Genomic DNA, 26,419 nt, shown 5'->3' with positions numbered 1-26,419 from the left:
CACTGTAATCAAATTTTATGTGCTGACGCACAGGGCTTTTTATTACCTAAAAACAGGAAATAGAAATAATGAAAGAAAGTTATTTAGCAAAATATGCCAGAAAAAACGCTGATGAAGAATTCATCAAACAACTGGTTAAAGATGTGCGCCAGGCAGAACGAAAACATTGCGCGAGTTTATATGCCGTCCGTTTGGTGAAGATGTCCTCCCATGTTCTGGATAACGCGCTGTCGCCTTCTGCCAGCGCTGACCTGATGCAACGCGAATCTGAAAACATCGAGCGTGAGGCGCAGGAGTGGAGTTATGTCTAGGGAACTCGACCGCGCCTGTGAACGCATCGCCGAAATGCTGGCGTGCCGGATAGCCGCCCATGTTAACCGCCCGGTCGGTGTTTCTGCGTTTGCGTGTGAAGACTGTGGCGCACCCATTCCTAAAGAACGTCGCATGATTATTGCCGGTGTCACCCGCTGTGCAACCTGCCAGAGCGTTTTTGAACTGAAACAAAAACATTACCGGAGTGTGTGAGATGGCTAATAAAACCATCCTCAAATGGGCGGGTTCGAAAGCCCGCATTATGGATAAGTTGCTGCCACACTTGCCTGCGGGTAAGCGACTGGTTGAGCCGTTCGCGGGTTCTTGTGCGGTAATGATGAATACCGATTACCCAGAGTATTTGGTTGCTGATGCGAATGCGGATTTGATTAATTTATACCGTGAAGTTAACGCCGTTCCTGTCGACGTGTTTCTTTGTAAAGCGGAAGATTATTTTGAAGATTGGTTTCATTGTTTTAACACTGAAGATGATTATTACAAAAATAGAGACATCTTCAATGAGCGGCCTTTCGCAACCAGTGATGCTGATAAAGCGTGTTTGTTTCTCTACTTAAATCGCCACGGTTATAACGGACTTTGCCGCTATAACACCAAAGGTGAATTTAATGTTCCTTATGGGAAATATAAAAAGGTTTATTTTCCAGAGGCTGAAATCATAGCGTTTCGCCGTAAATCACGGGAGCGTGCGAGTTTCTCATGTCTTGAATGGCAGGACACATTAACTCTCGTTGATTATGGTGACGTGGTTTATTGCGATCCGCCGTACCTGACCAAAGGTAAGGCATTCACCCAATATCATGAAGTGAATTTCACCCCTGCTTATCATGAAGCATTGGCTGTTGATTTGTACACGCTCAATGCGCATCTCGGTGTCCCTGTCACCGTATCCAACTCAATTGCCGCCAAATCGCTTTATGCCGATCTCGGTTTCACTATCCATGAAATCGACGCCCCGCGCACGATTGCCGCCAATGGCAACCGTCAGCCTGCGAAAGAAATTATTGCGGTGTTGGAGGGCGCAGCATGAATCAATTACTGAAACATCACTGCACCGCACAATCCGCGTGCTCTGTTCCTGCGGCAACGCTCCCTGCTGGGAAAATGATTAAACTTTTCGAGGGTGATATTTCGGGTGAATACCATTGCGGCAACCCGGTGTCCATTCACTATCCATTGTTGCCATCCATACCGGGTTTACATCACCGGCAACCACAGACGAAAGAAATTCATTCAACTGAGCAGAGACAGCAAACACCTTTGTGCCAACTGGCAGATGTATTGGATCGCCACTGTCAAAAAGTTCAACCGTTTTTCGAGTCGCCTGGGCAGAAAGATGAATATTTGTCAGTAGCTCTTCCTGAGTGTCCCGATCATCCCATTCGAATATATGGTGCCGGGGTGAATGCAGATATGCGGTTTCTAATGCGTGCCGAACTAGTTCTTTCCATTCTCCGTAAGGTTTCCAGTCGGATGGAATGTACGACTTCAATAGCTGAGCAAGATGCCTTCGATGCTCTTTTTTGGGCAGCCAATGACGTGTTATGTGGCATGCCGTTACGCCAAGAAAAGCGTCGCAAGCGTCGTACATCACGCGGGCTGATAAAAACCTTACTTCGCCTTGAAGAACGGTTGCACCGGATAAGAAGCTAATGTGGTTCGCGTAATAAGGCGGATCAGATGATATTCCTGAATTATCCACTTATTAATCCTTAATTATGGTTGATTGACTTTATGACTGAACAGCATTGCCGCAATGTACAAAATTCAATAGCGGTACACAATCGCCAACGCACTGCCAATGGCAACTGCCAGAGGGCGAAAGAGATTATTGCGGTGCTAGAGGCGCGTGCATGAGCGAATTGCAGGAACACAACAGCGACGTATATATATCAATGCGTCGCCAGCGTGAAGAGTTTCAGCCGGAGTTGCCAAGCGATGCGACTCTGGCTGAGCGCATTATGTGGGAAGCTAATCAGGACGACGCAGAGTGGCGGCACGATATTATCGCCCACGTCCCTGATTTTCTGGCGATCTATTTTGCCACCAAATACGCCAGAATATTTAAAAAATCCGGTCGCCGCCGTGCCAATGAATTTTTGCTCAAAACAGCCAAGAATGTATTGCCACGGTTTGAATTGGTGATGAAACAGTACGAATTCAAGCATCGTGCTTCCGGGACGGTTCCCTTTCCGTTTATTGAACAATTGGAGCGTATTGCCCAGCTAGACCGGTCGGCCATCAAATCACTGGCAACAGGCATCACCAATTTTATGTCTGAAACCTATCAGTCAGTCACCCATGATTTTGCGGATAACCCGCCTGTAGAAGAGTGTGAAGCGCGTAAACGCCTAGAACGGGTTTATACCTTACTGGCTAAATTAACCCTGCAATCAGGCACGCAGCCGCCGTACTGGCAGCAGTTCATCAAAGGAAGGATAGAACCCAATGATGATCAGCTCTGTGCCGCTTTACTGCGCATGATGGATGCGCAGTGGTGGTATCGCCGATTAAAACGACTGTGTGACATTAAACTCGAACACTTGGCCATTGCTATTGGTCAGGTGCAAAAATCAGCGTCCCCTTACGTTTCCCGCACTACTCTGCACCGTTGGTTGGAACAAAAGCGCAGTAACTGGCAGTTTCTGAAAGAGTTCGATCTCGAAGACGAGGACGGAAACCGCACCGAATTATCAAAAATGGTGCTCGCCAGTGTGTCTAACCCAGCAATCAAACGTTGCGAATTGATGGTCAGAATGCGCGGTTTTGAAGATTTGGCTAAAGAAATGGGGTGTGTGGGGGAATTCTACACTATTACTGCGCCATCACGTTTTCATTCAGCCTATCAGGCAGGTGGCTTTGTCAAAAACTGGCAAGGCAATGATCCACGGGAAACCCAGAAATATCTTTGTAAAGTCTGGGCAAAAATTCGTGCCGCTTATAGCCGCGCGGGTATTCGCGTTTTCGGCTTCCGCGTGACTGAGCCTCATCATGATGGTACGCCACACTGGCACATGCTGCTATTTGTCCGCCCGGAACAGGTGGAAGCGTTACGGGATATTTTCTGTTATTACGCCCGTCTTGAAGACTCCGAAGAATTGCAGACACAGAAAGCCCTGAAAGCCCGTTTTCACGTAGAGCCTATTGATGAAGAAAAAGGCAGTGCGACCGGTTATATCGCGAAATATATCAGTAAAAATATTGATGGCTATGCAATGGATGACGAAGTGGATGGTGAAACCGGGCAGAAATGTAAGGACATGGCGAGGGCAGTTTCAGCGTGGGCGTCACATTGGAAAATTCGCCAGTTTCAACAAATCGGTGGTGCGCCTGTGTCTGTTTGGCGCGAATTACGCCGCATGGGGGATGATACAACCTCATCGGACGGTTTAGATATTGATTTTGCAGAAGTTCATAAAGCGGCTGACCGGGGTTATTGGGGGGAGTACACCAAAGCGCAGGGCGGTGCTTTTGTACGTCGTGCCGATCTCGTGGCGAGACTGTGGTATGAACGTGAAGAAAAAACAAATGCTTACGGGGAACCCGTTGATTGTATTAAGGGGGTTTTCTGCACCTTGGTCGGCGAAGATACTCCGATCATCACTCGCGTAAAAAACTGGCAGATTGTGCCGAAGTTAAAGGCAGATAACGATCCTGCCAATGGGAGGTTTTTGCCTTTATCTGGCGGCGCAGCCGCCCCTTGGAGTTCTGTCAATAACTGTACGGAGGCACGGAGGACGATTAACGACAATAAAAAGTTAGTGGAAAAAATTATTGACTATGCCGATTCAATCGGGATGGATTTTAGCCGATTTATGGCGCGGTCATTAATCATGAGTGGAAAAATTAGCATCAAGGGGAAAGAACAGAGGAAACGGTAGAGAAAATCAGTGAATATGCCACTATTCACAGAATACACACGAGTGCAATCTATAAACGCTTTTTTAGAAAGTGGTCTCGCGTAGATCCTTACCCTTATGCCAAAAGGGTGATAGATATTGTTATGCGTTATCACAGTCCAGATGATGAGAGGCCGATTCTGATCATTCAAAATTCTATTGCACTTTATAATTCTTTGAAGCAGTTTTACCCAGAAAAACTGATGGTACTTCATCTGCATAACAAACATAAAGTGGTTGATTTAGGGTCTGAAACAAAGCTCATTACGCCTAGTCATTTTTTAGCTGATTTTTTTCGTTCAGAAGCGAAGATTGAGAATATCAAAGTAGTTCCGAATGGTATTGATAAGGAATTGTATAAACAGGGAGTTAGCTGGAAAAGAGACCGTTTTGGACTAAGAAGTGACGAAACCGTCATCTTGTATGCTGGCCGATTAGATAAGGGGAAAGGTGTTATTGAACTCATGGATGCAGTCAATTTGCTGCACAAAAAAGACCAAAATATCAAGCTGCTTTTGATTGGTGATCATGCAACGGTTAAAAAAGGCGAACGCGAAGCTTATCGGAAAAAAGTGTTGGATAAAGCTGCAAAAATGGCTGATAGCTGTATTCTTGCAGGGAGTATACCGCCGGCAGAGATGCACCAAGTATATCCACTGGCTGATTTAACGGTGGTTCCCTCATTGGGAGAAGAAGCCTTTTGTATGGTCGCCCTGGAGTCAATGGCATGTGGTGTATCCGTTTTGGTCAGCCCCAGAGGAGGAATAAAAGAGTTTGTGATCCCCGAAAGTATGGGATTTTTACTGCAAGAACCCTTGTCTCCAGAAAGCATTGCCAAAGATATTTCGGATACGTTGTTGCAAGATAATTTAAACATGGTTGCTGAACATGCCAAAGAAACAGTAATAAGCCAATACAATTGGCGTAATGTCAGTGTGTCTTTATCAAAAGCGTTAGCTGAGTGGTTTTAACTATTTTAGCGTCATTTTGGGCTATCCAAAAAAAATTGAATAGCCCTCAGGACAGTTAAGCTTTATTCCATCTTTTTGAGCACAATGTGGCCAGTAAGCCAAGGTAAATCCCCAAAATGTTCAAATGAACACTTTCAAAGTTCCCTCTGACAATAAAATATCCAAAGAAAGAGATAAGCAAGATTAGCCCAGCTTGCTTATTGCAGCTGGTGCTTGTGTTCCACTCTTGAGCCGATTGTTTCAGATAAAAGAAGATTAAAAATAAAAAGGCGCCTATCCCCAATAGGCCGGCAGAAAACCAAATTGTCAGGAAAATATTATGAGGGCCAAGGGAGGTTTTAAATGTCCAATCAGGGTAATTTTTAGCGCTCTCATTATAAATTTGGTCATAGATCTTGTTGCCAGCACCATAGCCTTTGATAGGATGCTCTAGAATTAAGGTAAGTGCTGAACCTTGTGTTCCATTGCTATATCGGTGACTGCTATCTGTTTGTTCCAATTTATAGGTTAGAGTCGACTGCTTACCAAGGTAATCAGATTTGATAGCCAATATGGCGGCGCAGATAAAAACAATGCTGGCAATGAACGTTTTCCAATTTTTATTCATGATTATCATCATGAAAAACATCACAAAAACGGCGAGCCATGCCCCTCTGGAAAGCGTTCCCAGTAACACAAAGAGTACGGATAAGATAAGTAACGTTGTCAGTACCAAGCGAACATAATTTTGGGGTTTTTGAAAATGCCAAAGAGCCACTAGTGCGGGAAAGAAGAAGACAATGCCATCCGACACACTGCGGTGGTTATAGTTGGTGAATGGCATGATATTGTTCTGATAATCCAGATAAAACAGGTACATTTCTTTCAGCGTAATGAATGACAACCCAAGCAGAAAGGAACCCATAATCATTTTCTGGATTTTAAGTGTATCCGTATGACTTAATGCTAATGTAATGATGATACCGGAGAGAACGACATCTCTGAAAAAAGGTGTTTTTATTTCACTGAAACTGAGTCTGGGATCAGGTGAAATAACAATCGAATAGAGATAAGCCAAAGTTAATATTCCCAAAGCCAGTACGATATTGTTCTTCCACGCAGAAAGGCAGCCTTTGGGGTTTTTAATAAGAAAATAGAGTGCGGTTAATGCTATCAATGCAAAAAAGAGGTTTTTATAACGCGTGATGCCTGTTACATAAACAAGTGCGATGTAACCACCGACGAAAAAAGTACCCCAAGACAAGTGATTTTTGATAGTTTCTTTAAACATAGCCTTACCAGAATGGAAAATGGATTTCTGGCTGGTATTTTGTACCATTTTCACCAGACAGGCACGAATAAAAATACGATGTTACCTGTCGTTGTTCTGGGTAACGCCTTTTTCCCCTTGGGAGGCGGGACTGATGTCGTTGGCAATCACCCTGCTGGGATTTATGGGGGGATTATGTATGTCGGCGATTAAACGAGACAGTGGAGTGAAGGATTTTGGTGGAATAATTGCAGGTCACGGTGGAGTGTTGGATAGAATCGACTCACTTTGCTTTGCCGCCCCTATATTTTTCTATCTGACGCGCTATTTTTATACCTAAGACAGAATAACCGAAAGGTGGTAGTCATGAGTATAAATTATGGGCGATGGGTCAGTTCCGCTGCGTTGGCGGCAACGGTACTGGCGAGTGTATTGTTGATCGTGAAAATTTTTGCCTGGTGGTCGACGGGATCGGTGAGTTTATTGGCGGCGCTGGTGGATTCATTGGTTGATCTGGCTGCGTCTTTGACGAATTTTTTTGTTGTGCGCTATTCACTTCAACCTGCTGATGACGAACACACTTTTGGGCATGGTAAGGCTGAATCACTGGCGGCTTTGGCGCAAAGTATGTTTATTTCCGGTTCGGCAATTTTTTTGTTTTTGACGGGCTTCCAGCATCTGTATTCCCCCCAGCCACTGGAACATGCGGCGATAGGCATATGGGTCATTGTCATTGCTCTGATTTCCACGTTATGTTTAGTCACGTTCCAGAAATGGGTGATCAGTAAAACGCAAAGTCAGGCGATCCGTGCGGATATGTTGCATTATAAGTCCGATCTATTGATGAATGGGGCAATTTTGCTGGCGTTGCTTTTGAGCCTGTATGGTTTTAAACGTGCGGATGCAATCTTTGCCTTGGGTATTGGAGTCACTATCCTCTATAGTGCGTTACGGATGGGCTATGATGCTGTACAGTCTTTACTTGATCGCGCCTTGCCAGATGAAGAGCGACAGGAGATTATTGATATCATCCAAAATTATCCAGGTATAGCGGGTGGGCATGATCTGCGAACCCGTCAATCTGGCCCGACGCGTTTCATTCAGTTCCATCTGGAGATAGCTGATAATTTGCCACTAGTGCAAGCGCATGCTTTGGCCGAAGGGATTGAAAATAAATTGCGGAGTAGATTTCCCGGTGCCGATATTATTATTCACCAAGATCCTTGCTCTGTCGTGTCTGAAGAGCATAAAAACCGCTGGGATTGAAGGGGAATTTATTCATAATCAAAAGAACATCAAAAAACAGGCATAATCTTGATGCAGACTGGGTGTTTTTCCGTATTATAGTTAGAGTTGAATCAATTCAGCTAATGCAGTGACAATCAGGTTTTTCAAATATTATATCTACAAGTCAGAGGTCATCATGATCAACAAGATTAAAAGAATCGGAGTCTTAACGAGTGGCGGTGATGCGCCTGGCATGAACGCCGCTATTCGTGGTGTTGTTCGTGCCGCTTTAACCGAAGGGTTGGAAGTTTATGGCATTTATGATGGCTATCTGGGGTTGTATGAAAACCGCATGAAAAAGCTTGATCGCTTTAGTGTTTCCGACATGATTAACCGTGGTGGTACGTTCTTGGGTTCAGCCCGCTTCCCAGAGTTTAGGGATGATAAGGTTCGGGAAATTGCTATTGAAAACATGCACAAAAATGGGATTGATGCGTTGGTGGTGATTGGAGGAGACGGCTCTTATTTAGGCGCGAAAAAGCTGACCGAAGCGGGTTTCCCTTGTATCGGTTTGCCTGGAACCATTGACAACGATGTTGCGGGCACAGATTACACCATTGGTTATTTCACCGCGCTGGAAACGGTGGTTGAAGCGATTGACCGCTTGCGCGATACGTCAACTTCCCATAAACGAATTTCGATTGTTGAAGTGATGGGGCGTTATTGTGGTGATTTGACCTTATCAGCGGCAATCGCGGGGGGATGTGAATTTATTGTTCTGCCTGAAAATGAAGTTCCATTTGATCGTGAGGAATTGCTGGCTGAAATTCAGGCTGGGATTGAAAAAGGCAAGCGTCACGCGATTGTTGCTATCACTGAGCATGTCTGTGATGTCGCTGAACTGGCAAAATATATTGAGACAGAAACCCACCATGAAACCCGTGCGACAGTATTAGGGCATATCCAGCGTGGCGGTGCGCCTGTTGCTTATGACCGCATTCTGGCTTCCCGTATGGGGGCGTATTCTGTTCAACTCCTGCTGGAAGGACACGGCGGTCGTTGTGTTGGTATCCAGAACGAGAAACTTGTTCATCACGATATTATTGATGCGGTGCAAAATATGCAGCGTGTCTTTAAGAAAGAGTGGCTGGAAACCGCGAAGAAGCTCTACTAATCCTTTCCTACCTGTAAGATCCTCTTTTGGAGACAGCCATATGATTTGGCTGTCTTGTTCCTCATATTCTTCTTATGCATAAGCAGGAATTTAAAATTATTTCTGCGTTATAACGCTTTCTGTCAGTTTTTATGGAGAAATCATAATAACTTAGAGGAAATATTATCGTGGATGCAAGGGGTATAAATAGAGGCTCAAAATGGGCAATGACAAAAGAGTATGTGGTATCGGCGTTAGTCTTGGTGGCGTTGGCGATGACACTGATGACTAACAGTGCATGGGCAAAAGAGCGGCAATTATTGAACGTCTCGTATGATCCAACGCGTGAATTTTACCAGCAATATGATGAGGCATTCCGCGAATACTGGCATAACAAAACGGGGGATGATGTAAAAATCCGTCAATCACATGGCGGTTCCGGTAAGCAGGCAACTTCCGTTATTAATGGTCTTCAGGCGGATGTTGTGACGCTGGCCTTGGCTTATGATGTCAATGCCATTGCAGAGCATGGACGCATTGATAAGAATTGGATTCAGCGTCTACCGGATAATTCAGCACCTTATACATCAACCATTGTCTTTTTAGTGAGAAAAGGAAATCCTAAACAGATTAAGGATTGGTCGGATTTGATTCGCCCGGATGTTGCAGTGGTTACGCCGAATCCAAAAACCTCCGGTGGAGCACGTTGGAATTATCTGGCTGCCTGGGGATATGGCCTGGCGCATAACAATCAGGATCAGACTAAAGCCAAAGAATTCGTGAAAGCACTTTATAAAAATGTTGAAGTGCTGGATTCCGGCGCACGCGGTGCAACGAATACGTTTGTGGAGCGCGGCATTGGCGATGTATTGATTGCCTGGGAAAATGAAGCCTTATTGGCAATTAATGCGTTGGACAAAGGTAAGTTTGAAATTGTGACGCCCGGCATTTCTATTCTGGCAGAGCCAACGGTTTCCGTTGTCGATAAGGTGGCTGATAAACGAGGAACACGCGAGCTGGCAACAGAATATCTGAAATATCTTTATTCTCCGGTTGGGCAGGAGATTGCCGCTAAAAATTATTATCGTCCTCGTGATAAAGCAATTGCAGAAAAATACCGCGCGTTTTTTCCTGATTTGACGCTTTTTACGATTGATGAGGTTTTTGGTGGCTGGGAGAACGCTCAGAAAAAACATTTTGCCACAGGCGGAACATTTGACGACATTATCCGGCGTTAATTATTGAGCCGATTGGGGATGAATTGAATAGTCAGAATTAAGTGAGAAACAACCGCCACAAGTAGAGCTTTGTGGCGGTTAACTTATTAAAAAATTAAGATTTTTTCGCTTCTGCGGCGGCTTTCACGATAACCGCAAACGCCTCGGCTTTCAGTGATGCACCACCGACCAAAGCGCCGTCGATATCCGGCTGGGTGAACAGCTCTGCTGCATTGCTGGCGTTAACCGAGCCACCATATTGAATAATGACCTGTTCAGCGATAGCGGCATCTTGTTTTGCAATATGGTCGCGGATAAATTTATGCACGGCCTGAGCCTGGGCCGGCGTTGCAGATTTGCCGGTGCCGATTGCCCAAACTGGCTCATAAGCAATAACCGTCTCTTTGAATGCTTCGGCACCCAGCGTGTTCAGAACGGCATCGATTTGGCGTGCGCAGACGGATTCAGTCTGACCGGCTTCATTCTCTTGCTCAGTTTCGCCAATGCACAGAACAGGTATCAGGCCTTGCTCTTTCAGAATAGCGAATTTCTCCGCGATGAATTCGTCGCTCTCTTTGTGGTAAGTACGGCGCTCAGAATGACCGATAATGATATATTTGGCCCCGACGTCTTTCAGCATTTCTGCGGATGTTTCGCCAGTGAAGGCACCCGAAAGATTGACACCAACATTTTGCGCACCCAGGGCGATACGGCTACCCGCCAGGGCATTTTTTGCCAGAGAAACATAAACTGTTGGTGGTGCAATAGCGACGCCACAGCCGTCAACGTTGCTCAGTTCTTTACGCAGGCCTGCAATCAGGTCGTTAACCATGTGGGTACTGCCATTTAATTTCCAGTTACCCATAACTAATGGATGTCGCATATTTTTCCCTCCAACCAGAAAATAATCAAATTGCGAAATGAATGAATACTCGTTCTTTGGATGACATTATGGTGATGTCATTCCCCTGTAAGCGGAATCCCGACAGTATAAAGATCATCAATGCGAATAGCTCTGCGCTGTGTCACTAATTTTCATTTGCTGCTGTGTCAGATAACGATAGCTTAATCGGTTCAATTGCGAAGGTCATTATATTTTCGTGGCTGTTTACGATGATATAGCGCATTGCTCCCATTTTTTGACTGAAAGCCGGGCGGTTTTCTGCTGCCCGCAATAGCCTTTCCAATTGAAACCGAGATTGTTCAGCGGAAAGCGTCGGTTCGAATTGGCTGATCAGGGCCGTGATATATTGTTTTGCCAGTATACGGTTTCGTTCATTTTGTTGTTCACTTTGTGATGGCAGCAAGGTAAGTTGCAGGCTTTTAATCTTTTCGCTGCCTCGTTCCAGTACCGCTGAAGAGTAAATATTGTCATTGATTTTACTGGCGGCGCGGATAAAAGGCTGAGAAATATCTTTGCTTGCAATCACCCGATATTCGTACAAGGGAATGTCGGGGTGTCTTTTGTTATATTTTTCCCGAAAGGCAGGGATGGTTTCTTCGAAAGTCGGGGAATCCGGCAGCAGGTAGACTAACGGTGAGTTTATTTCTGGTGTGACAGAAAGCTTATCGGCAGAGGCTGATAATGGCAAACCGATGCCAAAAACGATTAATATGGCCATCAGAAATTTATTCATGCCTGTTTTCATCTTATTACTCACTGAGTTAAATCCTGGAAAAACAGCATCCACAATTGGAAAAGAGTACATGACATTACAACAATGGGGATTTTCATTCAAAGGCCGAATTGGACGACGAGAGTTTTGGATCGGTATCGGAATTTGTTTCGCCTTGATCTTTATACTCCTGACACTGCATGGAATGAATGTTCTCCCCATGAATTATGCAGCGGTTGGGGTTGCTTTGCTATGGTATCCGACCACGGCGATTTTTTCGAAACGCCTGCATGACCGGAATAAACGTGGTGGCTGGGTGTTGTTAATTGCACTGGCCTGGGTATTGCTGTCGCTGGACTGGAGTGCAATGGCACCAATATGGCAGTGGGGAATTGGTCGTTTTGTCCCGACACTGATTTTTGTCATGATGATATTAGATTGTGGTGTATTCCGTGGTACGGAAGGCACCAATCGTTTTGGTGAGATGGCAGAAACGGTTGATTATATTTCTGCCAAGGAAAACTGATTACCAGTATTGCTCGCTGGTGATATGGCCGGGTTTACGGCGCAGATGTTTTGCCATATTACGCTGCTCTTTTAATAGTTGCTGGGTATCCCTGACCATCTGGGGATTCCCGCACAGCATGACATGGCTGTTTTCTGCCTGAATGGGTAAGCCGACAGCCGATTCCAATTCGCCATTTTCAATTAATGCCGGAATTCTGCCCATGCATGAATCAGGCCATTTTTCCCGGCTGACGATGGTCTGTATTCGCAGTTTACCCTGAAATTTTTTCTCTAATTCCTGCATCATAGGTAAATAACTTAAATCCGTTCCCCATCTGGCGGCATGAACCAAAACGATATTTTCGAATCGTTCCAGATCCGTTCCTTGCTGGAGAATGGAAAGATAAGGCCCAATGGCGGTTCCGGTGGAAAGCATCCAGAGAGTTTGGCAGTCGGGGATTTCATCAAGAACAAAAAAACCCGCCGCTTGCTCTGTTACCAGCAATTCATCACCGGTTTTTAGTGCAGATAATCGGGAGCTGAGTTTTCCTTCAGGCACGGATACCAAATAAAATTCCAGATTATTGTCATCGGGAGCGTTGACGTAAGAGTAAGCCCGTTGGATGCGCTCTCCTTCAACTTCCAGTGCAAGTTTTGCAAATTGCCCGGCGGTGAATTTTTCTATTGGTGCATGAACGTTGATGCTGAAAAGCGAATCTGTCCAGTTGGTTATGTCAGTAACTTTTCCTGTAACCCAATTTGCCATTACGATTAACCTCTCTACACGAATTGATGATTTTTTGTAACGATTCTACGTGATTACTTGAGATAGCATTATCGATTACGTGTTACAGTTCGATTAACTGGATTTTTGCCAATTTTATGGTTTGATATGTACATTTTTATTGACATATCCAGATAATATATCTGTAATTTTTTCTTCGTGTAACATTGTATACTACAAAGAAAAAATATAGATCTACCAAGAAGATCATATCTAATGAAGTCAATTCATCAGGTTCTTTATTAAGAGCTTGGGGGTTCACTACGGCTGTTTGCAATGAGTGATTGCTTTATGGGTTATTGTTTTCAATGGGTGATTGAATAAAGCGCGATGAGAAAAATAGAACACTTTAATTTATTGTTGATGTTAATTGCCTTGGCCGCTGTAGGGCAGATGACGCAAACAATCTACGTGCCAGTTATTGCTGATATGGCAAGTGATCTTAATAAGCCTGCGGGAGAAGTTCAGCAGGTAATGGCGGCATACCTGTTTTCTTACGGGTTTTCACAACTTTTTTATGGGCCACTATCTGACAAGGTGGGACGCCGTCCTGTGATTTTGGTGGGCATGTCGATTTATTTGGTGGCGACAATATGTGCTTTTTTTGCTCCAAACTTGTTGGTACTGGTGATTGCGAGTGCATTACAGGGATTGGGCACCGGGGTCGCAGGTGTGATGGTGCGTACCATGCCGCGAGATTTATATACTGGACTGACGTTGCGTTATGCCAATAGCTTGCTGAATATGGCTATATTGGTTAGCCCTCTGGTCGCTCCCATGATTGGTGGGATGGTTGCCTACTATTTTGGTTGGCGCTCCTGCTACTTGTTTCTATTGATGTTAGGAGCTGTTGTTGCCTTCTTACTGGTCCGGCATTTACCGGAGACGCGTCCCACAGGGACTGCACATAGCACGATGCTGATCTCTTTCCACCAATTACTCTCGCAGGGTTCTTTTGTCTCTTACCTGATCATGTTGGTGGGAGGGTTGGCTGGGATTGCCGTTTTTGAAGCCAGTAGCGGTGTGTTGATGGGCGCTGTTTTGGGATTGGATAGCCTAACAGTCAGTATTTTGTTTATTCTGCCAATTCCGGCGGCGTTTTTTGGGGCATGGTATGCGGGGCGTGAAGGGAAAACATTTTATCGGCTGATGTGGCGCTCTGTGAGCTGTTGCTTGCTGGCGGGGATCTTGATGTGGTTGCCCGGTTGGTTTGGCATCATGAATATCTGGACTTTGTTGATACCGGCCGCATTATTCTTTTTTGGTGCAGGTATGTTGTTCCCACTGGCGACGACGGGAGCGATGGAACCCTTCCCTTATCTGGCAGGAGCCGCAGGTGCTTTGGTCGGGGGGTTGCAAAATGTAGGTTCAGGTATGGCAACGTGGCTGTCGGCGATGCTACCGCAAAATAGCCAATTTAGTGTTGGGATGTTGATGTTTTCCATGTCATTGCTGATCCTATTTTGTTGGCTGCCCGTTTCCCAGCAGTTCCAGAGTCAGAAACATACGATTTTGTAAAATGGATAAACCACGGTGTTTTAAAAAGGCCCTGGCAAAGTACATAAAATGTCAGAATGCCGGGGCCTTTAATTGGCTATATTTCGCGGTTAGGCGCGATCTTCCCACTCTTGGGCACGGGCGACGGCTTTTTTCCAGCCATTGTATTTATGGTTGCGTTCAGTCGTTTCGATACTTGGACGGAATTCTTTTTCGACAACAGCTTTACTTTTCACTTCATCCAGATCCCGCCAGAAGCCGACGGCTAAACCTGCAAGGAAAGCCGCGCCTAACGCTGTGCTCTCACGTATTTCAGGACGTTCCACACGCGTACCGAGAATATCGGACTGGAACTGCATCAGGAAGTTGTTGGCGACAGCACCGCCATCGACGCGCAGGGCTTGCAGACGTGAACCCGCATCAGCCTGCATAGCGTCCAATACATCGCGGGTTTGGTAAGCGATGGATTCCAATGTAGCACGAATAATATGGTTGCTATTGGCACCACGGGTCAGGCCAAAAATAGCGCCACGGGCGTAAGGGTCCCAATATGGTGCGCCAAGGCCAGTAAAGGCGGGCACAACGTAAACGCCATTGCTGTCTTTGACTTTGGTTGCGAAGTATTCTGAATCTGTGGCATCCGCAATGAGTTTCAGTTCATCACGCAGCCATTGAATGGATGCTCCTCCAACAAATACTGCGCCTTCCAGTGCATAATTGACTTCACCGCGTGGGCCACAGCAAATAGTTGTCAACAGGCCATGATTGGAACGGACGGCGTCTTTGCCTGTGTTCATCAGTAAGAAGCAGCCAGTGCCGTAAGTATTTTTTGCCATTCCAGCGTGTACACACAATTGCCCATACAAAGCGGCTTGTTGGTCGCCTGCGATACCCGCAATAGGAATGCGGGTGCCGCCTTTACCGCCGATATTGGTTTGGCCATAGATCTCCGAGGACGCAGCCACTTTAGGCAGCATAACGCGAGGTATGCCCAATTCTTCAAGGATTTTTTGATCCCATTCCAGATTATGGATATTAAACAGCATGGTACGGGAGGCATTGGTGTAATCGGTCACATGTACACGTCCCTGAGTCATTTTCCAGACCAGCCATGTATCGACTGTACCGAATAAAAGTTCACCATTTTCAGCGCGTTGACGGGCACCTTCGATATTGTCCAAAATCCATTTTATTTTCGTACCGGAGAAGTAAGGGTCAATCACCAAACCGGTATTGTGGCGGATATATTCTTCCAGACCCTCTTTCTGTTTCAGTTTGGTACAAATATCTGCTGTCCGGCGGCATTGCCATACGATCGCGTTATAAATGGGTTTACCGGTTTCTTTTTCCCAGACAATGGTTGTTTCTCGTTGGTTTGTAATACCAATGCTGGCAATTTGATCAGAGCGAATATCGGCTTTTGCCAGTACTTCCACTAAGGTAGAGCTTTGGCTTGCCCAGATTTCCATTGGATCATGCTCTACCCAGCCTGGCTTGGGATAGATTTGTGGGAATTCACGCTGTGAGATGCAGACAATATTGGCATCGTGATCAAGTACAACGGCGCGTGAACTGGTCGTGCCCTGATCCAGAGCAACAATATATTTTTTTTCTGTAGTATTTTCTGTTGTCATAACTATTAACCTGGTTTTATGTATTTTAAATCTCGCGTGGTAAATGGCGAGTAATCAGCTGGCGGTAGCCAAAAGCACCTAAAATCGCGCCAACGATAGGCGCCACTAATGGAACAAGGCAATAAGGAATATCTCGGCCCCCAGTGAGGGCAATGTCTCCCCAGCCAGTCAAGTAAGCAACTAATTTGGGACCGAAATCACGGGCTGGATTCAGGGCAAATCCGGTCAGTGGGCCAAACGCACCACCGATAACTGCAATAAGGATCCCAATTAACAAAGGGGCCAAAGGTCCTCGTGGGATACCATTGCCATCATCGGTCAGGGACAGGATCAGGCATAACAGAACGGCGGCGATAATAACTTCAACGATAAATGCATGAAATACGGAGAGCTGGGCCGCTGGATAAGTGGAGAAAACTCCTGCCGTAAAGAGACTTTCCTGCGAGCCGCGCACGATGTTATGAACTTGCTCATAATCGAGGAAAAGGTTGTAATACATCATGTAGATGATGAGTGCTGCGACAAAGCCACCAAGCATTTGGGCAATGAGGTAAGGCAGCACTTTTTTTCTGTCAAAGTTGGCAAATAGGCATAACGCAATGGTCACTGCGGGGTTAAGATGTGCGCCTGAAATTCCGGCAGTGAGATAAACTGCCAGCGCGACGCCAAAGCCCCAGATAATGCTGATTTCCCATAAGCCCAGTTGTGCTCCGGCGATTCGGGCAGCAGCAACGCAGCCTAAGCCAAAAAAAACGAGCAACGCAGTACCGAGAAATTCGGAAATGCATTGACCTGATAATGTTGGAGTTGTGGTCTGGCTCATTTCTATATCCTATATCCAATAACAAAGTACAGGGGGAGAGTGATTAATTATGAGTCCTTTCTTATGTATTAAGAGAAAGGTGCCTGTGAATTTATCGTTAATGCGCGTAAACGAGAAATAGCGAAATTGAAATCTGCGTGTTGCGTCAACAAAATGAGCGAATTCGCATTTATTTGCAGTTTTATTGAGCCTGGAAATGCGATCTTACAGACATTTGGGTTTGGTCGTTATATTTCGCGTTATGCCGCACATTGCAAGGATGAAACTAGACAGACGCCAATAGGCTAAATACAATCAATAACATTGCTTACAAGAGGGGCCCCAGAATGTCATTTGAAGTTTTTGAGAAGCTAGAATCTAAAGTTCAGCAGGCGATTGATACCATCACTTTGCTGCAAATGGAAATTGAAGAATTAAAAGAAAAGAATGCAGTCTTATCTCAGGATGTCCAGAATATGGCAGATAGCCGTGATGCTCTGGTACGTGAAAATGAGCAGCTCAAACAAGAACAATCGGCATGGCAAGAACGCTTACGCACTCTGTTGGGTAAGATGGAAGATGTACAATAAGGTATCCAATGGATTAGCTGAAAAAGGGCGATAATTGCGCCCTTTTTATATACCCTTTAACTTAGCTCTTCATCAATCTCCAGAGGGAAATCTGATAAGACAATGCCGGTATTATCGGCGTAGAGATAGTCACCAGAGAAGAATGTGACGCCACCAAAATTCACCCTGATATCACTTTCTCCCCCCCCTTCGCTATTGGAGCCAGCAGGAATAGCAGCCATTGCCTGAATTCCAATATCAAGTTCTGCGAGGTAATCGACTTGACGCACTGCACCATAGACGACAATGCCTTCCCACTCATTATTGACGGCGAGTTGAGCCAGTTCTGCATCAACGAGTGCCTTGCGTACTGATCCACCACCATCAACGAGCAAAATGCGGCCATGGCCGTTTTCTTCAAGTAAATCATAAAGGAGGCCATTGTCCTCAAAACATTTCACTGTGATGATCTGACCACCAAATGAAGTCCGCCCACCAAAGTTGGTGAAGATTGGCTCTACCACATTTATATCTTCTTGATAGATATCACAAAGTTCGGAAGTATCATATTTCATGGGATTTACGTCTGGTTTATGCAAGGAACGAACAGTATATCCTTTTAACGCCAGTGTTGGCAAAACCATCAATCTTGAAACCTATGGGTAAAATCGATGCTTACCCGCTTAATTAAGTACCAATCCAATGGAAAACAGAATATTGGTCAATAATGCTGCTTTGACCATTTGTACCAATCTGGGACGCATACCTTCAGCGGTTGGATCACGCAGCACTTGTATCATATGTTTTAACAGCAGAGGAAAAGCGAGCAGGAATAACCAATTAAACCAATTAAACCAATTATTCAGGTATAGAAGCGTGAAGGTGATAAGGCAGAGCATGGCAGTTAGCAGAACGGCTGCATGGTAATAGCGAGCCTTTTTTCCGCCTAACCGGACAGCCAGCGTATTTTTGCCGTTTTGGCGGTCATTTTCGATATCGCGTAGGTTATTAATGTTCAAGACGGCCACGGAAAGTAAGCCACTGGCCGTTGCGGGCAAAACGGTGCTTATGGAAAAAGTACCGGATTGCAGATAGTAAGTGCCAAGAACGCTCAAGTAACCAAAAAAAATCAGGACAGAAATGTCTCCCAGCCCCAGATAACCATAAGGACGCGTACCCACTGTATAAGTGATAGCAGCGACAATTGCCAGTAATCCCAGGATCAAGAATCCGATAATGTCGTTTGGGTTATTGCAAGCTACAGCAATCAAGGAACTTCCTGATAAACAAGAGAGTAGTACAGTGAGCTTCAATGCACTTTTCATCTGCTTTGCGGTAATCAGGCCTTTTTGCATACCGCGACTTGGACCAATGCGATTTTTTGTGTCACTGCCTTTGGTGACGTCACCATAATCGTTGGCGAGGTTAGAAAGAATTTGCAGCAGGGCCGCAGTTAATAAAGCCAGTAACGCGACAGGCCATTTGAAATGTCCTGTCCATGATGCAAGGGCTGAACCCGTTATGACGGCAGCAACGGCCAGTGGGAGCGTTTTAGGGCGTAAACTTTCCAGCCATGCCTGCATCTGACTGATAGACGTTGTTAAGCTCATATTGTCACTGTTTGTCATTATGATTGATGTAATAAATTTTATACCATCGAAAATCGCAAAATGGGAGGCTAAAAGCCTCCCATTTTGCATAAGTCCGGCGAATTATTGGCGCTAATCAAACCAATAATATGACTGATTATAAAATAAACCGACTCAAATCTTCATCTGCAACCAGTTCATCCAGATGCTCTTTGACGTAACCGGCATTGATTTCGACGGATTGTCCTTGACGTTCGCTGGCGTTGAAAGAGATGTCTTCCATCATACGTTCAAGCACGGTGTGCAAACGACGGGCACCGATGTTTTCAGTGGTTTCATTGACTTGCCATGCTGCTTCCGCAATTTTACGGATACCGTCAGCCGTGAATTCAATGCCCATGCCTTCCGTTGCCATCAGGGCCTTGTACTGTTCAGTGAGCGAAGCATTAGGCTCAGTCAGAATACGCTCAAAGTCTTCGGTGGTCAGAGCTTGCAACTCAACACGGATTGGTAAGCGGCCCTGAAGCTCTGGGATCAGATCAGAAGGGCTGGCAACCTGAAATGCGCCGGAAGCGATAAACAGGATGTGATCCGTTTTGACCATGCCGTGTTTAGTGGAAACGGTGCAACCTTCGACAAGTGGCAGCAGATCGCGCTGAACACCTTCACGGGAAACATCCGGGCCAGAAGTTTGACCACGTTTACAAATTTTATCGATCTCATCAATAAAAACGATGCCATGTTGTTCAACTGCATCAATGGCCTGTTGTTTCAATTCTTCAGGGTTGACCAGTTTCGCGGCTTCTTCTTCGATCAGCAGTTTGAATGCGTCTTTGATTTTCATCTTACGATTTTTTTGACGCTGGCCTGCCAGATTTTGGAACATGGATTGTAACTGATTCGTCATCTCTTCCATACCCGGCGGGGCCATGATTTCAACACCAACCGGAGCGGCTGAAACTTCGATTTCAACTTCTTTATCGTCTAACTGGCCTTCACGTAATTTTTTGCGGAAGGTCTGACGGGTTGAAGACGGCTCAGCCTGAGTTTCAGTCTGTCCCCAGTTATTTTTGGCTGGTGGCAGCAGGACATCCAGAATGCGCTCTTCGGCCAATTCTTCTGCACGATAGCGGTTTTTCTCAATGGATTGCAGGCGCACCATTTTGACAGCCGCGTCAGTCAGATCTCGAATGATTGAGTCGACTTCTTTACCGACATAACCCACTTCAGTGAACTTAGTTGCTTCAACTTTGATAAAGGGGGCGTTGGCCAGTTTTGCCAGACGACGGGCAATCTCGGTCTTACCGACACCGGTCGGGCCTATCATCAAAATATTTTTTGGTGTGACTTCATAACGCAGTGATTCATCTAACTGCATGCGACGCCAGCGGTTACGCAGGGCAATAGCAACGGCACGTTTTGCTTTATCCTGACCGATAATATGATTATTTAATTCGCTGACAATTTCGCGAGGAGTCATTTCAGACATACTATCTATCCTTACGCTTTCGAAGGCAGTTCTTCGAAGTTGTGATTATGGTTGGTGTAGATGCAGATATCGCCAGCGATAGTTAAAGCGCGTTCTGCGATTTCTCTGGCGCCGAGTTCGGTTGTTTCCAGCATCGCGCGGGCAGCCGCCTGTGCGTATGATCCACCGGAACCAATGGCGATAAGGTCATTCTCTGGCTGAATCACATCACCATTGCCTGTAATGATCAGAGAAGCATTTTCATCTGCGACAGCAAGCAGGGCTTCCAGCTTACGTAGCATGCGATCGGTTCGCCAGTCTTTGGCGAGTTCAACGGCTGCTTTGGTCAGGTGCCCTTGATGCATTTCGAGTTTCCGTTCAAACAGCTCGAACAGCGTGAAAGCATCGGCAGTACCGCCGGCAAAACCCGCGATGACTTTGTCATGGTAAAGGCGGCGTACTTTGCGGACATTGCCTTTCATAACGGTATGACCCATTGTTGCTTGTCCATCACCACCGATGACAACTTTGCCATTCCGGCGGACACTTACGATTGTAGTCACGAGTTAGCCCCTGGTTACAAAATAGAAAAGGGTACACACGGAGCATTAATTTGTTATCCCACAATTGCTTGCGCACTGCTGATAAAATCACCATGTGTATATTATTAGAGATTAAGATGGGGGGGCTTTCTACTTTTTCAACCCCCGGTAGGGCGGAGAATACAGCCAGGTACGCCAGCACCTGCGACCCGTTCGCGCATTTTCTCAGCGCTGGCTTTATTTTTATAAGGGCCAAGTACAACACGGTTCCAGTTGTCTTTCGTGGTAATCTGACTCTCAATGCCGGCGAATGCAAGGCTGGCACGGACGGATTCTGCCTGTTCCATTGTGCGGAAAGAGCCGCATTGTAGCATCAATTTCGCCTCTTTTACCTCAGACTGTGTACTGGTTTGGGAAGACGAAGACGTTGAAGGCTTTTTTTCCGGCACGGCAGCCGACTTTTGTTCTGGCGAATATTGTTCAGTATGCTGCTGCGCCGGAGGGGTGATCAACACACGTGAACGTGGAACAGGTTCACTGTTATAAGGCACCTCTTTCAATGAAATAGGCGGTTGGCGCATATCTGCTTGTATTTGTTCGAGGAGCTGTTTTTGTTCAGACGTTAATTGAGGAGGTTGGTTTAGCGGTTTATTTACTGTTGCATCGCCTTCCTGGATGGACGATTCATTAACAGGGCGATTTTCCAATTCTTTGATGTAACTCCAGCGCTCTTCTGGTTTTGGTGGCAGGCCGTGCCCTTTGGTTTGATGATGAGCCTGTGAGGCATTTTGTGCACTTCCTTCCTGCTTATTTTCTTCCTGTTTATTGTGTGCGATGAAATAAAGCCCACCAATAAACATGACCACTAAGGCCACGGCAACGGCTAATGTAGTTTTGGGTAATCCTTGAGCCTGATTTTTTTTCTTACCAGTACTTTTCTGACGGGGATTGCTGCGCCCGCGACTCACATAATCTCGTTGTGCCACTGTTTAATTCACTGAGTTATTTAAAAAATTAAAGGATAGGTAACTAATGTTACTTAAGCTGTCGTTATTTGCCTAGCTTTTAGGCGAACAAGTACTCGCACGAATGATCAATTCTGCCTCCAATAATTTTGAACCTTTAAAAACCAAACGGCCTTGAAGCTGTTCCAGCAATAACAGAGTGGAATGATATCCAATCTCATAACGGGGATGTTCCACCGTGGTTAGGGCGGGTTCGCAGTATTGAGCCAGATTTAAATTATCGAAACCGACAACAGAGAGATCTTCTGGTAATTTTAATCCCATTTTTTTAGCTTGCCACATTGCGCCCAGTGCCATGACATCACTATGGCAAAAAATAGCGCTTGGAGGCTCTGGCAGGTTAAGCAAGGTTTCTGCCAATGTTGCTCCGTTTTCATGAGTGAAATCACCACGGATAATATATTCTTCGCGAATTTTTTCTCCTGTGCGCCGCAATGCCTGGATGTAACCTTGTAAACGGTAGTGGCACAATGGCATGGTTTCCGGCCCGGTAATGCAGGCAATGCGTTTGTGCCCCAGTTTTTGCAAATGATGAGTGGCATTGAAGGCGGCTGTCAGGTTGTCAATATGGACAGTGGGTAGTTCCAGTTCTGGCGTGAATTCATTGGCCATAACCATAGGAGGCAGGTTTTTCTGTTCTTCTTTGGAAACATCGAAAGGAATGTTGGAACCCAATAGCACCATACCATCAATGCGTTTGGTGATCAGAAGATTGATAAACGCATGTTCTTGTTGCTGTTGATGTTTGCAATCACCAATCAGAACCAGATAACCCTGTTCAGTGGCGGTTTCTTCAATGCCCCGAATAACCTCAGTAAAGAAAGGATCACTGATATTAGGCACAATAACCAGGATGGTTCTGGATACATTACGCCGTAAATTTTTGACCAGTTTGTGGGGATAATAACCCACTTCCAACACCGCATTCTCGACTTTCTGGCGTGTACGGACAGAAACCTTGTCAGGATTCATTAATGTTCTTGATACCGTTGCAGTAGAAACACCAGCCACTTTGGCAACATCTTTCATGGTTACCAGTGCGCACTTCCTTTTTTCCATAGTCCACTCCTCGCTCTCCACAGGCGGCGAAACGATTGCTATCCGGCTGTTAAAAAACGCCAGTCTTGCCTGAGAAGGGCGTGCTGGCGCATTGTTTTCTACAATTATATTAATAATTTCATTTTAAGCTGATTAACCGATCAATCTGTTACTTTGTTTGCATAAAAAGTGTGATATGAATCATTTCTTAGAGGTGCTTCGCAAATTAAAGAAATAATTATCAACTTTCGCTGGGATCAACATCAATGTTCCATTTCACTTTACGTGCTTGTGGCAGTGTCGTGATTTGGGGATAGACCCCGGCCATCATTTTCTGGAGAAAAATGCGGGAAGGGTGCTGAATCATCAACTGCCAACGATAACGACCGCTCCGTTTGGCCTGTAATGCGGGTACAGGTCCCATGATCCATAAATGATTATCAGACTGTGCATGATGTTCAAACAATTGACGCATGTGTTGCAAAAATGCGGGGGCTTGCTGATTGTCGTGATCTTCTGCGCGGAGCAGGATATGGCTCACAAACGGTGGCAGGTGAACTTGCTGACGCTCTTCCATTGCCTGCTGGGCAAAGGCATCGTAGCCTTTCTCCAACAATATTTGCAAAAGTGGATGCTCAGGATGGTGGGTTTGCAGGACGACTTCTCCCCGCTTTCCTGCCCGTCCTGCCCGACCGGAAACCTGGGTATAGAGTTGGGCAAAACGTTCGGCGGCTCGAAAATCAGCAGAAAACAGGGCACCATCGACATCCAGTAAGGCGACCAGTGTAACATCGGGGAAATGGTGACCTTTCGCCAGCATTTGCGTACCAATTAAGATACGGGCGCCACCTTGATGGACTTCGGCCAGTTGCTGTTCCAGTGCGCCTTTGCGGCTGGTGGTATCACGGTCGATACGGGTAACGGGAGTGTTGGGGAACAGTGTTGTAATACCATCTTCAAGTTGTTCAGTGCCTAAACCAACGGGAATTAAGTTAGTGGTGCCACATTGCGGGCATTGGCGTGGGATTGGGCGCTGGCTGTCACAGTGATGGCAACGCAGGTGGCGATGATTTTGGTGCAGGGTGTAATAGTGATCACAGCGTTGGCATTCTGCTATCCAGCCGCATTCGTGACAGAGCACGGCGGGGGAATAACCACGACGGTTCAGAAATAGGATGACCTGATTATCCGCCTTGAGATGTTCACCCATGCGGTTGATGAGCGGCTGGGATAACCCAACCGTCAATGGCAATCCTTTCAGATCTAATAAATGCTGAGTGGCTACTTGGGCGTGGCCTGCCCGTTGAGTTAAGGTGAGTTGGCGATATTTCCCCTGTTGCACATTATACAGTGTTTCCAGTGCGGGGGTGGCAGAACCCATAATGATCGGAATCCCCTCTTTTTTTCGCCCGGAATACCGCCAGATCGCGGGCATGATAGCGCCAGCCTTCTTGCTGTTTGTAAGAGCTGTCATGTTCTTCATCGATAATAATGACACCCAGATGGGCAAAGGGAGTAAACAAAGCCGATCGTGTACCGATAACGATGGCATTTTCCCCTCTTTTCGCCCTCAGCCAAACTGTCAGCCGTTCGCTGTCATTCAAGGCGGAGTGCAGAACATCAACAGGCGCGTTGAAACGTTCCCGGAACCGACGGATAGTCTGTGGGGTCAAGCCAATTTCCGGCACTAAAATAAGAGCCTGTTTGCCTTGTGCAAGAATGTTCTCCAGTACACTGAGATACACTTCCGTTTTACCCGAACCCGTGATTCCCGCCAATAACCACGGAGAAAAGGTTTGATCTTCTGCACGGATGGCGCCTATCGCAGTAGCTTGTTCTGTATTGAGCTTTAACCGTTCGCCAATGGTTGTAAAATCCTCACACCAATTTTCCGCTTCTGGTTGGATGGGATGCAGGGCAATCAGTGATTTCTTTTTCAATGATTGCAGTGCGCTTTCACTTAACTCCAATTCAGAAACTTGGTGACGATAAACAGGGCGTTGGCGCAAAACAGCTAATGCCTTTTGCTGTTTGGCGGAGCGCTTGAGTTGAGCAAGTGGAAGTTCACGGCCGGCTTCGGTGACTTGCCATTGCCAGAGTGGGGAAAATTCTGCCGGTTTTCCCTGCCGTAGCAAGACAGGTAAGGCATGGAACAACACTTCGCCCAGCGGATAGTGATAATAGCTGACGGCCCACTGAAGCAATTGCCAGAGATTGTTAGGAAAAAGGGGGGAGATATCAAGAATGGTGGCAATAGACTTGAGCTGCTCAGAAGGAAATTCGCTGCTGTCTGCGATACCCGTGACGATACCTATCGCATTACGCTTACCAAAAGGCACGCGCACTCGAACACCAATAGCGGGTAAAGGTAACCCTGTAGGTAATAGATAATCAAACGAGCGGGTTAGGGGAACAGGCAATGCAACCTGGACAACTGTCATAAGGTGATTTCCAGATAATTAATGACCAGATGAAAGAACGTATAAAAGAACATATGGCGATCAGGGTATCATAGCAAATCGGCAGATTTCATTGCGCAATAAACAGATATTCTGTATGATCCGCCGCCTTTGGTATAGAAATTACCGATACATATTTTTTATCAACACGACGTGTGGTGTCTGGCAGCAAAACAAGGCTGGATAGCGACACGGCCTGAACAGAGGTTTCCCATGAAACAAGGTATCCATCCTAAATACGAAGCAATTACTGCAAATTGCTCTTGCGGTAATGTCATCAAAATCAACTCTACTGTAGCTCACGATCTGAACCTGGACGTCTGTGGTGCATGTCACCCGTTCTACACTGGTAAGCAGCGTGATGTTGCAACTGGTGGTCGTGTTGATCGCTTTAACAAACGTTTCAGCGTTCCAGGTGCTAAGAAGTAATGATTTTCTCCTGCCTGTCATCAGTACAGGCGGGTCAGAACAAAAAAATGCCCGATGTTTTGCATCGGGCGTTTTTTTTGTTATCAATATTCCCATGTATCAGGATCAATGCCTTTCTCACGCATCATGACCTTCGCTGCTTCTGGGATTTCATCATGGCGTTCTTTGCGTAGATCGTTATCGTCAGGCAGAGGCTGTCCGGTGAACGCATGGAGAAAAGCTTCACACAGCAATTCACTGTTTGTTGCATGACGCAAATTGTTTACCTGACGGCGGGTGCGCTCATCAGTCAGGATTTTCAATACCTTTAGCGGGATTGAAACTGTAATTTTTTTGACCTGTTCACTTTTTTTGCCATGTTCAGCATAAGGGCTGACATACTCACCATTCCACTCAGCCATGAGATACCTTAAA

Annotated in this window: 27 protein-coding genes and 2 pseudogenes; 15 read left to right on the top strand and 14 right to left on the bottom strand. The window is 45.9% G+C overall.

Features of this window, described 5'->3' with window-relative positions; translation table 11 throughout:
- Nucleotides 1-68 precede the first annotated feature (68 nt).
- The 7 genes from PXH59_RS14525 to PXH59_RS14495 all read left to right on the top strand — a co-directional run bounded on the left by PXH59_RS14525 (nucleotide 69) and on the right by PXH59_RS14495 (nucleotide 5,200).
- Entirely contained in the window at nucleotides 69-311 is a 243-nt protein-coding gene (locus PXH59_RS14525; protein WP_285808906.1) for a DUF2732 family protein, read from the top strand.
- Complete coding sequence (locus tag PXH59_RS14520; RefSeq protein WP_285808905.1) at nucleotides 304-525, top strand: TraR/DksA family transcriptional regulator; 222 nt, start codon at nucleotides 304-306, stop codon at nucleotides 523-525. The genes PXH59_RS14525 and PXH59_RS14520 overlap by 8 nt, the downstream gene beginning before the upstream one ends.
- Nucleotide 526: 1 nt before the next feature.
- A complete protein-coding gene (locus tag PXH59_RS14515; RefSeq protein WP_285808904.1) occupies nucleotides 527-1,360 on the top strand; it encodes a DNA adenine methylase in 834 nt (277 codons plus the stop codon).
- Complete coding sequence (locus PXH59_RS14510; RefSeq protein ID WP_053014246.1) at nucleotides 1,357-1,983, top strand: hypothetical protein; 627 nt, start codon at nucleotides 1,357-1,359, stop codon at nucleotides 1,981-1,983. Before PXH59_RS14515 ends, PXH59_RS14510 begins: the two co-directional genes overlap by 4 nt.
- Nucleotides 1,984-2,064: 81 nt before the next feature.
- The gene (locus PXH59_RS14505) at nucleotides 2,065-2,187 is read left to right on the top strand and encodes a hypothetical protein (protein ID WP_255334729.1); all 123 of its coding nucleotides are present in this window, start codon (nucleotides 2,065-2,067) and stop codon (nucleotides 2,185-2,187) included.
- A complete protein-coding gene (locus PXH59_RS14500) occupies nucleotides 2,184-4,211 on the top strand; it encodes a replication endonuclease (RefSeq protein WP_285808903.1) in 2,028 nt (675 codons plus the stop codon). The genes PXH59_RS14505 and PXH59_RS14500 overlap by 4 nt, the downstream gene beginning before the upstream one ends.
- A 122-nt stretch (nucleotides 4,212-4,333) precedes the next feature.
- On the top strand, nucleotides 4,334-5,200 hold the full coding sequence (locus PXH59_RS14495; protein ID WP_285808902.1) for a glycosyltransferase: 867 nt from the start codon (nucleotides 4,334-4,336) through the stop codon (nucleotides 5,198-5,200).
- A 55-nt stretch (nucleotides 5,201-5,255) separates the two neighbouring features.
- Here PXH59_RS14495 and rfaL read toward each other — a convergent pair whose 3' ends face one another.
- Nucleotides 5,256-6,470 (bottom strand): O-antigen ligase RfaL, encoded by a 1,215-nt coding sequence (gene rfaL / locus PXH59_RS14490; RefSeq protein ID WP_285808901.1) that lies wholly within the window; start codon nucleotides 6,468-6,470, stop codon nucleotides 5,256-5,258.
- Nucleotides 6,471-6,555: 85 nt separating this feature from the next.
- Between rfaL and PXH59_RS14485 the strand changes: the two are divergent.
- The 4 genes and pseudogenes from PXH59_RS14485 to PXH59_RS14470 all read left to right on the top strand — a co-directional run.
- Nucleotides 6,556-6,789 (top strand): annotated as a pseudogene (locus tag PXH59_RS14485) (phosphatidate cytidylyltransferase); the annotation flags it as partial.
- A gap of 26 nt (nucleotides 6,790-6,815) precedes the next feature.
- Nucleotides 6,816-7,715 carry a CDF family cation-efflux transporter FieF gene (fieF, locus tag PXH59_RS14480; RefSeq protein WP_285808900.1) on the top strand — a complete coding sequence of 300 codons (900 nt, stop codon included), beginning with the start codon at nucleotides 6,816-6,818 and terminating at the stop codon, nucleotides 7,713-7,715.
- Nucleotides 7,716-7,872: 157 nt separating this feature from the next.
- Nucleotides 7,873-8,850, top strand: coding sequence for a 6-phosphofructokinase (pfkA, locus tag PXH59_RS14475; RefSeq protein ID WP_285808899.1), 978 nt, complete (start codon nucleotides 7,873-7,875; stop codon nucleotides 8,848-8,850).
- 254 nt (nucleotides 8,851-9,104) lie between these two features.
- Entirely contained in the window at nucleotides 9,105-10,067 is a 963-nt protein-coding gene (locus tag PXH59_RS14470; protein ID WP_434223384.1) for a sulfate ABC transporter substrate-binding protein, read from the top strand.
- A gap of 94 nt (nucleotides 10,068-10,161) precedes the next feature.
- On the opposite strand, the gene tpiA is transcribed toward PXH59_RS14470, so the two are convergent.
- Complete coding sequence (gene tpiA, locus PXH59_RS14465; protein ID WP_285808897.1) at nucleotides 10,162-10,929, bottom strand: triose-phosphate isomerase; 768 nt, start codon at nucleotides 10,927-10,929, stop codon at nucleotides 10,162-10,164.
- A 145-nt stretch (nucleotides 10,930-11,074) separates the two neighbouring features.
- A complete protein-coding gene (locus PXH59_RS14460) occupies nucleotides 11,075-11,707 on the bottom strand; it encodes a DUF1454 family protein (protein WP_235428318.1) in 633 nt (210 codons plus the stop codon).
- A 46-nt stretch (nucleotides 11,708-11,753) separates the two neighbouring features.
- On the opposite strand from PXH59_RS14460, the gene PXH59_RS14455 reads away from it, so the two are divergent.
- Nucleotides 11,754-12,188, top strand: coding sequence for a DUF805 domain-containing protein (locus PXH59_RS14455; RefSeq protein WP_047768631.1), 435 nt, complete (start codon nucleotides 11,754-11,756; stop codon nucleotides 12,186-12,188).
- Here the strand turns inward: PXH59_RS14455 and fpr are convergent, their stop codons facing one another.
- Nucleotides 12,189-12,935 (bottom strand): ferredoxin--NADP(+) reductase, encoded by a 747-nt coding sequence (fpr, locus tag PXH59_RS14450; RefSeq protein ID WP_285808895.1) that lies wholly within the window; start codon nucleotides 12,933-12,935, stop codon nucleotides 12,189-12,191.
- 348 nt (nucleotides 12,936-13,283) lie between these two features.
- Here fpr and emrD point away from each other — a divergent pair, with 348 nt between their 5' ends.
- On the top strand, nucleotides 13,284-14,471 hold the full coding sequence (emrD, locus tag PXH59_RS14445; RefSeq protein ID WP_047768629.1) for a multidrug efflux MFS transporter EmrD: 1,188 nt from the start codon (nucleotides 13,284-13,286) through the stop codon (nucleotides 14,469-14,471).
- An 89-nt stretch (nucleotides 14,472-14,560) separates the two neighbouring features.
- Here the strand turns inward: emrD and glpK are convergent, their stop codons facing one another.
- Nucleotides 14,561-16,084, bottom strand: a complete 1,524-nt coding sequence (glpK, locus tag PXH59_RS14440; RefSeq protein WP_047768627.1) for a glycerol kinase GlpK — start codon at nucleotides 16,082-16,084, stop codon at nucleotides 14,561-14,563.
- Nucleotides 16,085-16,109: 25 nt separating this feature from the next.
- A complete protein-coding gene (locus PXH59_RS14435; RefSeq protein ID WP_047768625.1) occupies nucleotides 16,110-16,907 on the bottom strand; it encodes an MIP/aquaporin family protein in 798 nt (265 codons plus the stop codon).
- A gap of 326 nt (nucleotides 16,908-17,233) precedes the next feature.
- Between PXH59_RS14435 and zapB the strand changes: the two genes are divergently transcribed.
- Nucleotides 17,234-17,476: a cell division protein ZapB gene (gene zapB, locus PXH59_RS14430; protein WP_047768623.1), complete on the top strand. Its 243-nt coding sequence runs from the start codon at nucleotides 17,234-17,236 to the stop codon at nucleotides 17,474-17,476.
- 56 nt (nucleotides 17,477-17,532) lie between these two features.
- On the opposite strand, the gene rraA is transcribed toward zapB, so the two are convergent.
- The 7 genes and pseudogenes from rraA to priA form a co-directional block, all read right to left on the bottom strand.
- Nucleotides 17,533-18,030 carry a ribonuclease E activity regulator RraA gene (rraA, locus tag PXH59_RS14425; RefSeq protein WP_047768685.1) on the bottom strand — a complete coding sequence of 166 codons (498 nt, stop codon included), beginning with the start codon at nucleotides 18,028-18,030 and terminating at the stop codon, nucleotides 17,533-17,535.
- A gap of 108 nt (nucleotides 18,031-18,138) precedes the next feature.
- The gene (locus PXH59_RS14420; protein ID WP_285808891.1) at nucleotides 18,139-19,065 is read right to left on the bottom strand and encodes a 1,4-dihydroxy-2-naphthoate polyprenyltransferase; all 927 of its coding nucleotides are present in this window, start codon (nucleotides 19,063-19,065) and stop codon (nucleotides 18,139-18,141) included.
- A gap of 136 nt (nucleotides 19,066-19,201) precedes the next feature.
- Nucleotides 19,202-20,533 (bottom strand): ATP-dependent protease ATPase subunit HslU, encoded by a 1,332-nt coding sequence (gene hslU, locus PXH59_RS14415; RefSeq protein ID WP_047768621.1) that lies wholly within the window; start codon nucleotides 20,531-20,533, stop codon nucleotides 19,202-19,204.
- An 11-nt stretch (nucleotides 20,534-20,544) separates the two neighbouring features.
- Nucleotides 20,545-21,075 carry an ATP-dependent protease subunit HslV gene (gene hslV, locus PXH59_RS14410; protein WP_047768620.1) on the bottom strand — a complete coding sequence of 177 codons (531 nt, stop codon included), beginning with the start codon at nucleotides 21,073-21,075 and terminating at the stop codon, nucleotides 20,545-20,547.
- Between the two features lie 137 nt (nucleotides 21,076-21,212).
- A complete protein-coding gene (ftsN, locus tag PXH59_RS14405) occupies nucleotides 21,213-22,040 on the bottom strand; it encodes a cell division protein FtsN (RefSeq protein WP_285808890.1) in 828 nt (275 codons plus the stop codon).
- Between the two features lie 72 nt (nucleotides 22,041-22,112).
- A complete protein-coding gene (gene cytR / locus PXH59_RS14400; RefSeq protein ID WP_285808889.1) occupies nucleotides 22,113-23,138 on the bottom strand; it encodes a DNA-binding transcriptional regulator CytR in 1,026 nt (341 codons plus the stop codon).
- 220 nt (nucleotides 23,139-23,358) lie between these two features.
- Nucleotides 23,359-25,558 (bottom strand): annotated as a pseudogene (gene priA / locus PXH59_RS14395) (primosomal protein N').
- 231 nt (nucleotides 25,559-25,789) lie between these two features.
- Between priA and rpmE the strand changes: the two are divergent.
- Nucleotides 25,790-26,005, top strand: a complete 216-nt coding sequence (gene rpmE / locus PXH59_RS14390; RefSeq protein ID WP_047768612.1) for a 50S ribosomal protein L31 — start codon at nucleotides 25,790-25,792, stop codon at nucleotides 26,003-26,005.
- Nucleotides 26,006-26,088: 83 nt separating this feature from the next.
- On the opposite strand, the gene metJ is transcribed toward rpmE, so the two are convergent.
- Nucleotides 26,089-26,406: a met regulon transcriptional regulator MetJ gene (metJ, locus tag PXH59_RS14385; protein WP_047768609.1), complete on the bottom strand. Its 318-nt coding sequence runs from the start codon at nucleotides 26,404-26,406 to the stop codon at nucleotides 26,089-26,091.
- Nucleotides 26,407-26,419 lie beyond the last annotated feature (13 nt).

It is taken from the genome of Xenorhabdus bakwenae (genome assembly GCF_030272115.1).
GTDB classification, from domain to species: domain Bacteria; phylum Pseudomonadota; class Gammaproteobacteria; order Enterobacterales; family Enterobacteriaceae; genus Xenorhabdus; species Xenorhabdus bakwenae.
This window is presented reverse-complemented; position numbering and strand designations above follow the sequence as displayed.

Bases quoted from the DNA above. Each gene is read 5' to 3' on its own strand.
- glpK (WP_047768627.1), bottom strand. From the start codon at position 16,084: ATGACAACAGAAAATACTACAGAAAAAAAATATATTGTTGCTCTGGAT.
- tpiA (WP_285808897.1), bottom strand. From the start codon at position 10,929: ATGCGACATCCATTAGTTATGGGTAACTGGAAATTAAATGGCAGTACC.
- cytR (WP_285808889.1), bottom strand. From the start codon at position 23,138: ATGGAAAAAAGGAAGTGCGCACTGGTAACCATGAAAGATGTTGCCAAA.
- PXH59_RS14420 (WP_285808891.1), bottom strand. From the start codon at position 19,065: ATGAGCTTAACAACGTCTATCAGTCAGATGCAGGCATGGCTGGAAAGT.
- emrD (WP_047768629.1), top strand. From the start codon at position 13,284: ATGAGAAAAATAGAACACTTTAATTTATTGTTGATGTTAATTGCCTTG.
- pfkA (WP_285808899.1), top strand. From the start codon at position 7,873: ATGATCAACAAGATTAAAAGAATCGGAGTCTTAACGAGTGGCGGTGAT.
- rpmE (WP_047768612.1), top strand. From the start codon at position 25,790: ATGAAACAAGGTATCCATCCTAAATACGAAGCAATTACTGCAAATTGC.
- PXH59_RS14525 (WP_285808906.1), top strand. From the start codon at position 69: ATGAAAGAAAGTTATTTAGCAAAATATGCCAGAAAAAACGCTGATGAA.
- fieF (WP_285808900.1), top strand. From the start codon at position 6,816: ATGAGTATAAATTATGGGCGATGGGTCAGTTCCGCTGCGTTGGCGGCA.
- PXH59_RS14505 (WP_255334729.1), top strand. From the start codon at position 2,065: ATGACTGAACAGCATTGCCGCAATGTACAAAATTCAATAGCGGTACAC.
- PXH59_RS14435 (WP_047768625.1), bottom strand. From the start codon at position 16,907: ATGAGCCAGACCACAACTCCAACATTATCAGGTCAATGCATTTCCGAA.
- hslU (WP_047768621.1), bottom strand. From the start codon at position 20,533: ATGTCTGAAATGACTCCTCGCGAAATTGTCAGCGAATTAAATAATCAT.
- rfaL (WP_285808901.1), bottom strand. From the start codon at position 6,470: ATGTTTAAAGAAACTATCAAAAATCACTTGTCTTGGGGTACTTTTTTC.
- PXH59_RS14470 (WP_434223384.1), top strand. From the start codon at position 9,105: ATGACACTGATGACTAACAGTGCATGGGCAAAAGAGCGGCAATTATTG.
- PXH59_RS14455 (WP_047768631.1), top strand. From the start codon at position 11,754: ATGACATTACAACAATGGGGATTTTCATTCAAAGGCCGAATTGGACGA.
- PXH59_RS14500 (WP_285808903.1), top strand. From the start codon at position 2,184: ATGAGCGAATTGCAGGAACACAACAGCGACGTATATATATCAATGCGT.
- PXH59_RS14520 (WP_285808905.1), top strand. From the start codon at position 304: ATGTCTAGGGAACTCGACCGCGCCTGTGAACGCATCGCCGAAATGCTG.
- PXH59_RS14495 (WP_285808902.1), top strand. From the start codon at position 4,334: ATGCGTTATCACAGTCCAGATGATGAGAGGCCGATTCTGATCATTCAA.
- metJ (WP_047768609.1), bottom strand. From the start codon at position 26,406: ATGGCTGAGTGGAATGGTGAGTATGTCAGCCCTTATGCTGAACATGGC.
- PXH59_RS14510 (WP_053014246.1), top strand. From the start codon at position 1,357: ATGAATCAATTACTGAAACATCACTGCACCGCACAATCCGCGTGCTCT.
- rraA (WP_047768685.1), bottom strand. From the start codon at position 18,030: ATGAAATATGATACTTCCGAACTTTGTGATATCTATCAAGAAGATATA.
- zapB (WP_047768623.1), top strand. From the start codon at position 17,234: ATGTCATTTGAAGTTTTTGAGAAGCTAGAATCTAAAGTTCAGCAGGCG.
- fpr (WP_285808895.1), bottom strand. From the start codon at position 12,935: ATGGCAAATTGGGTTACAGGAAAAGTTACTGACATAACCAACTGGACA.
- PXH59_RS14515 (WP_285808904.1), top strand. From the start codon at position 527: ATGGCTAATAAAACCATCCTCAAATGGGCGGGTTCGAAAGCCCGCATT.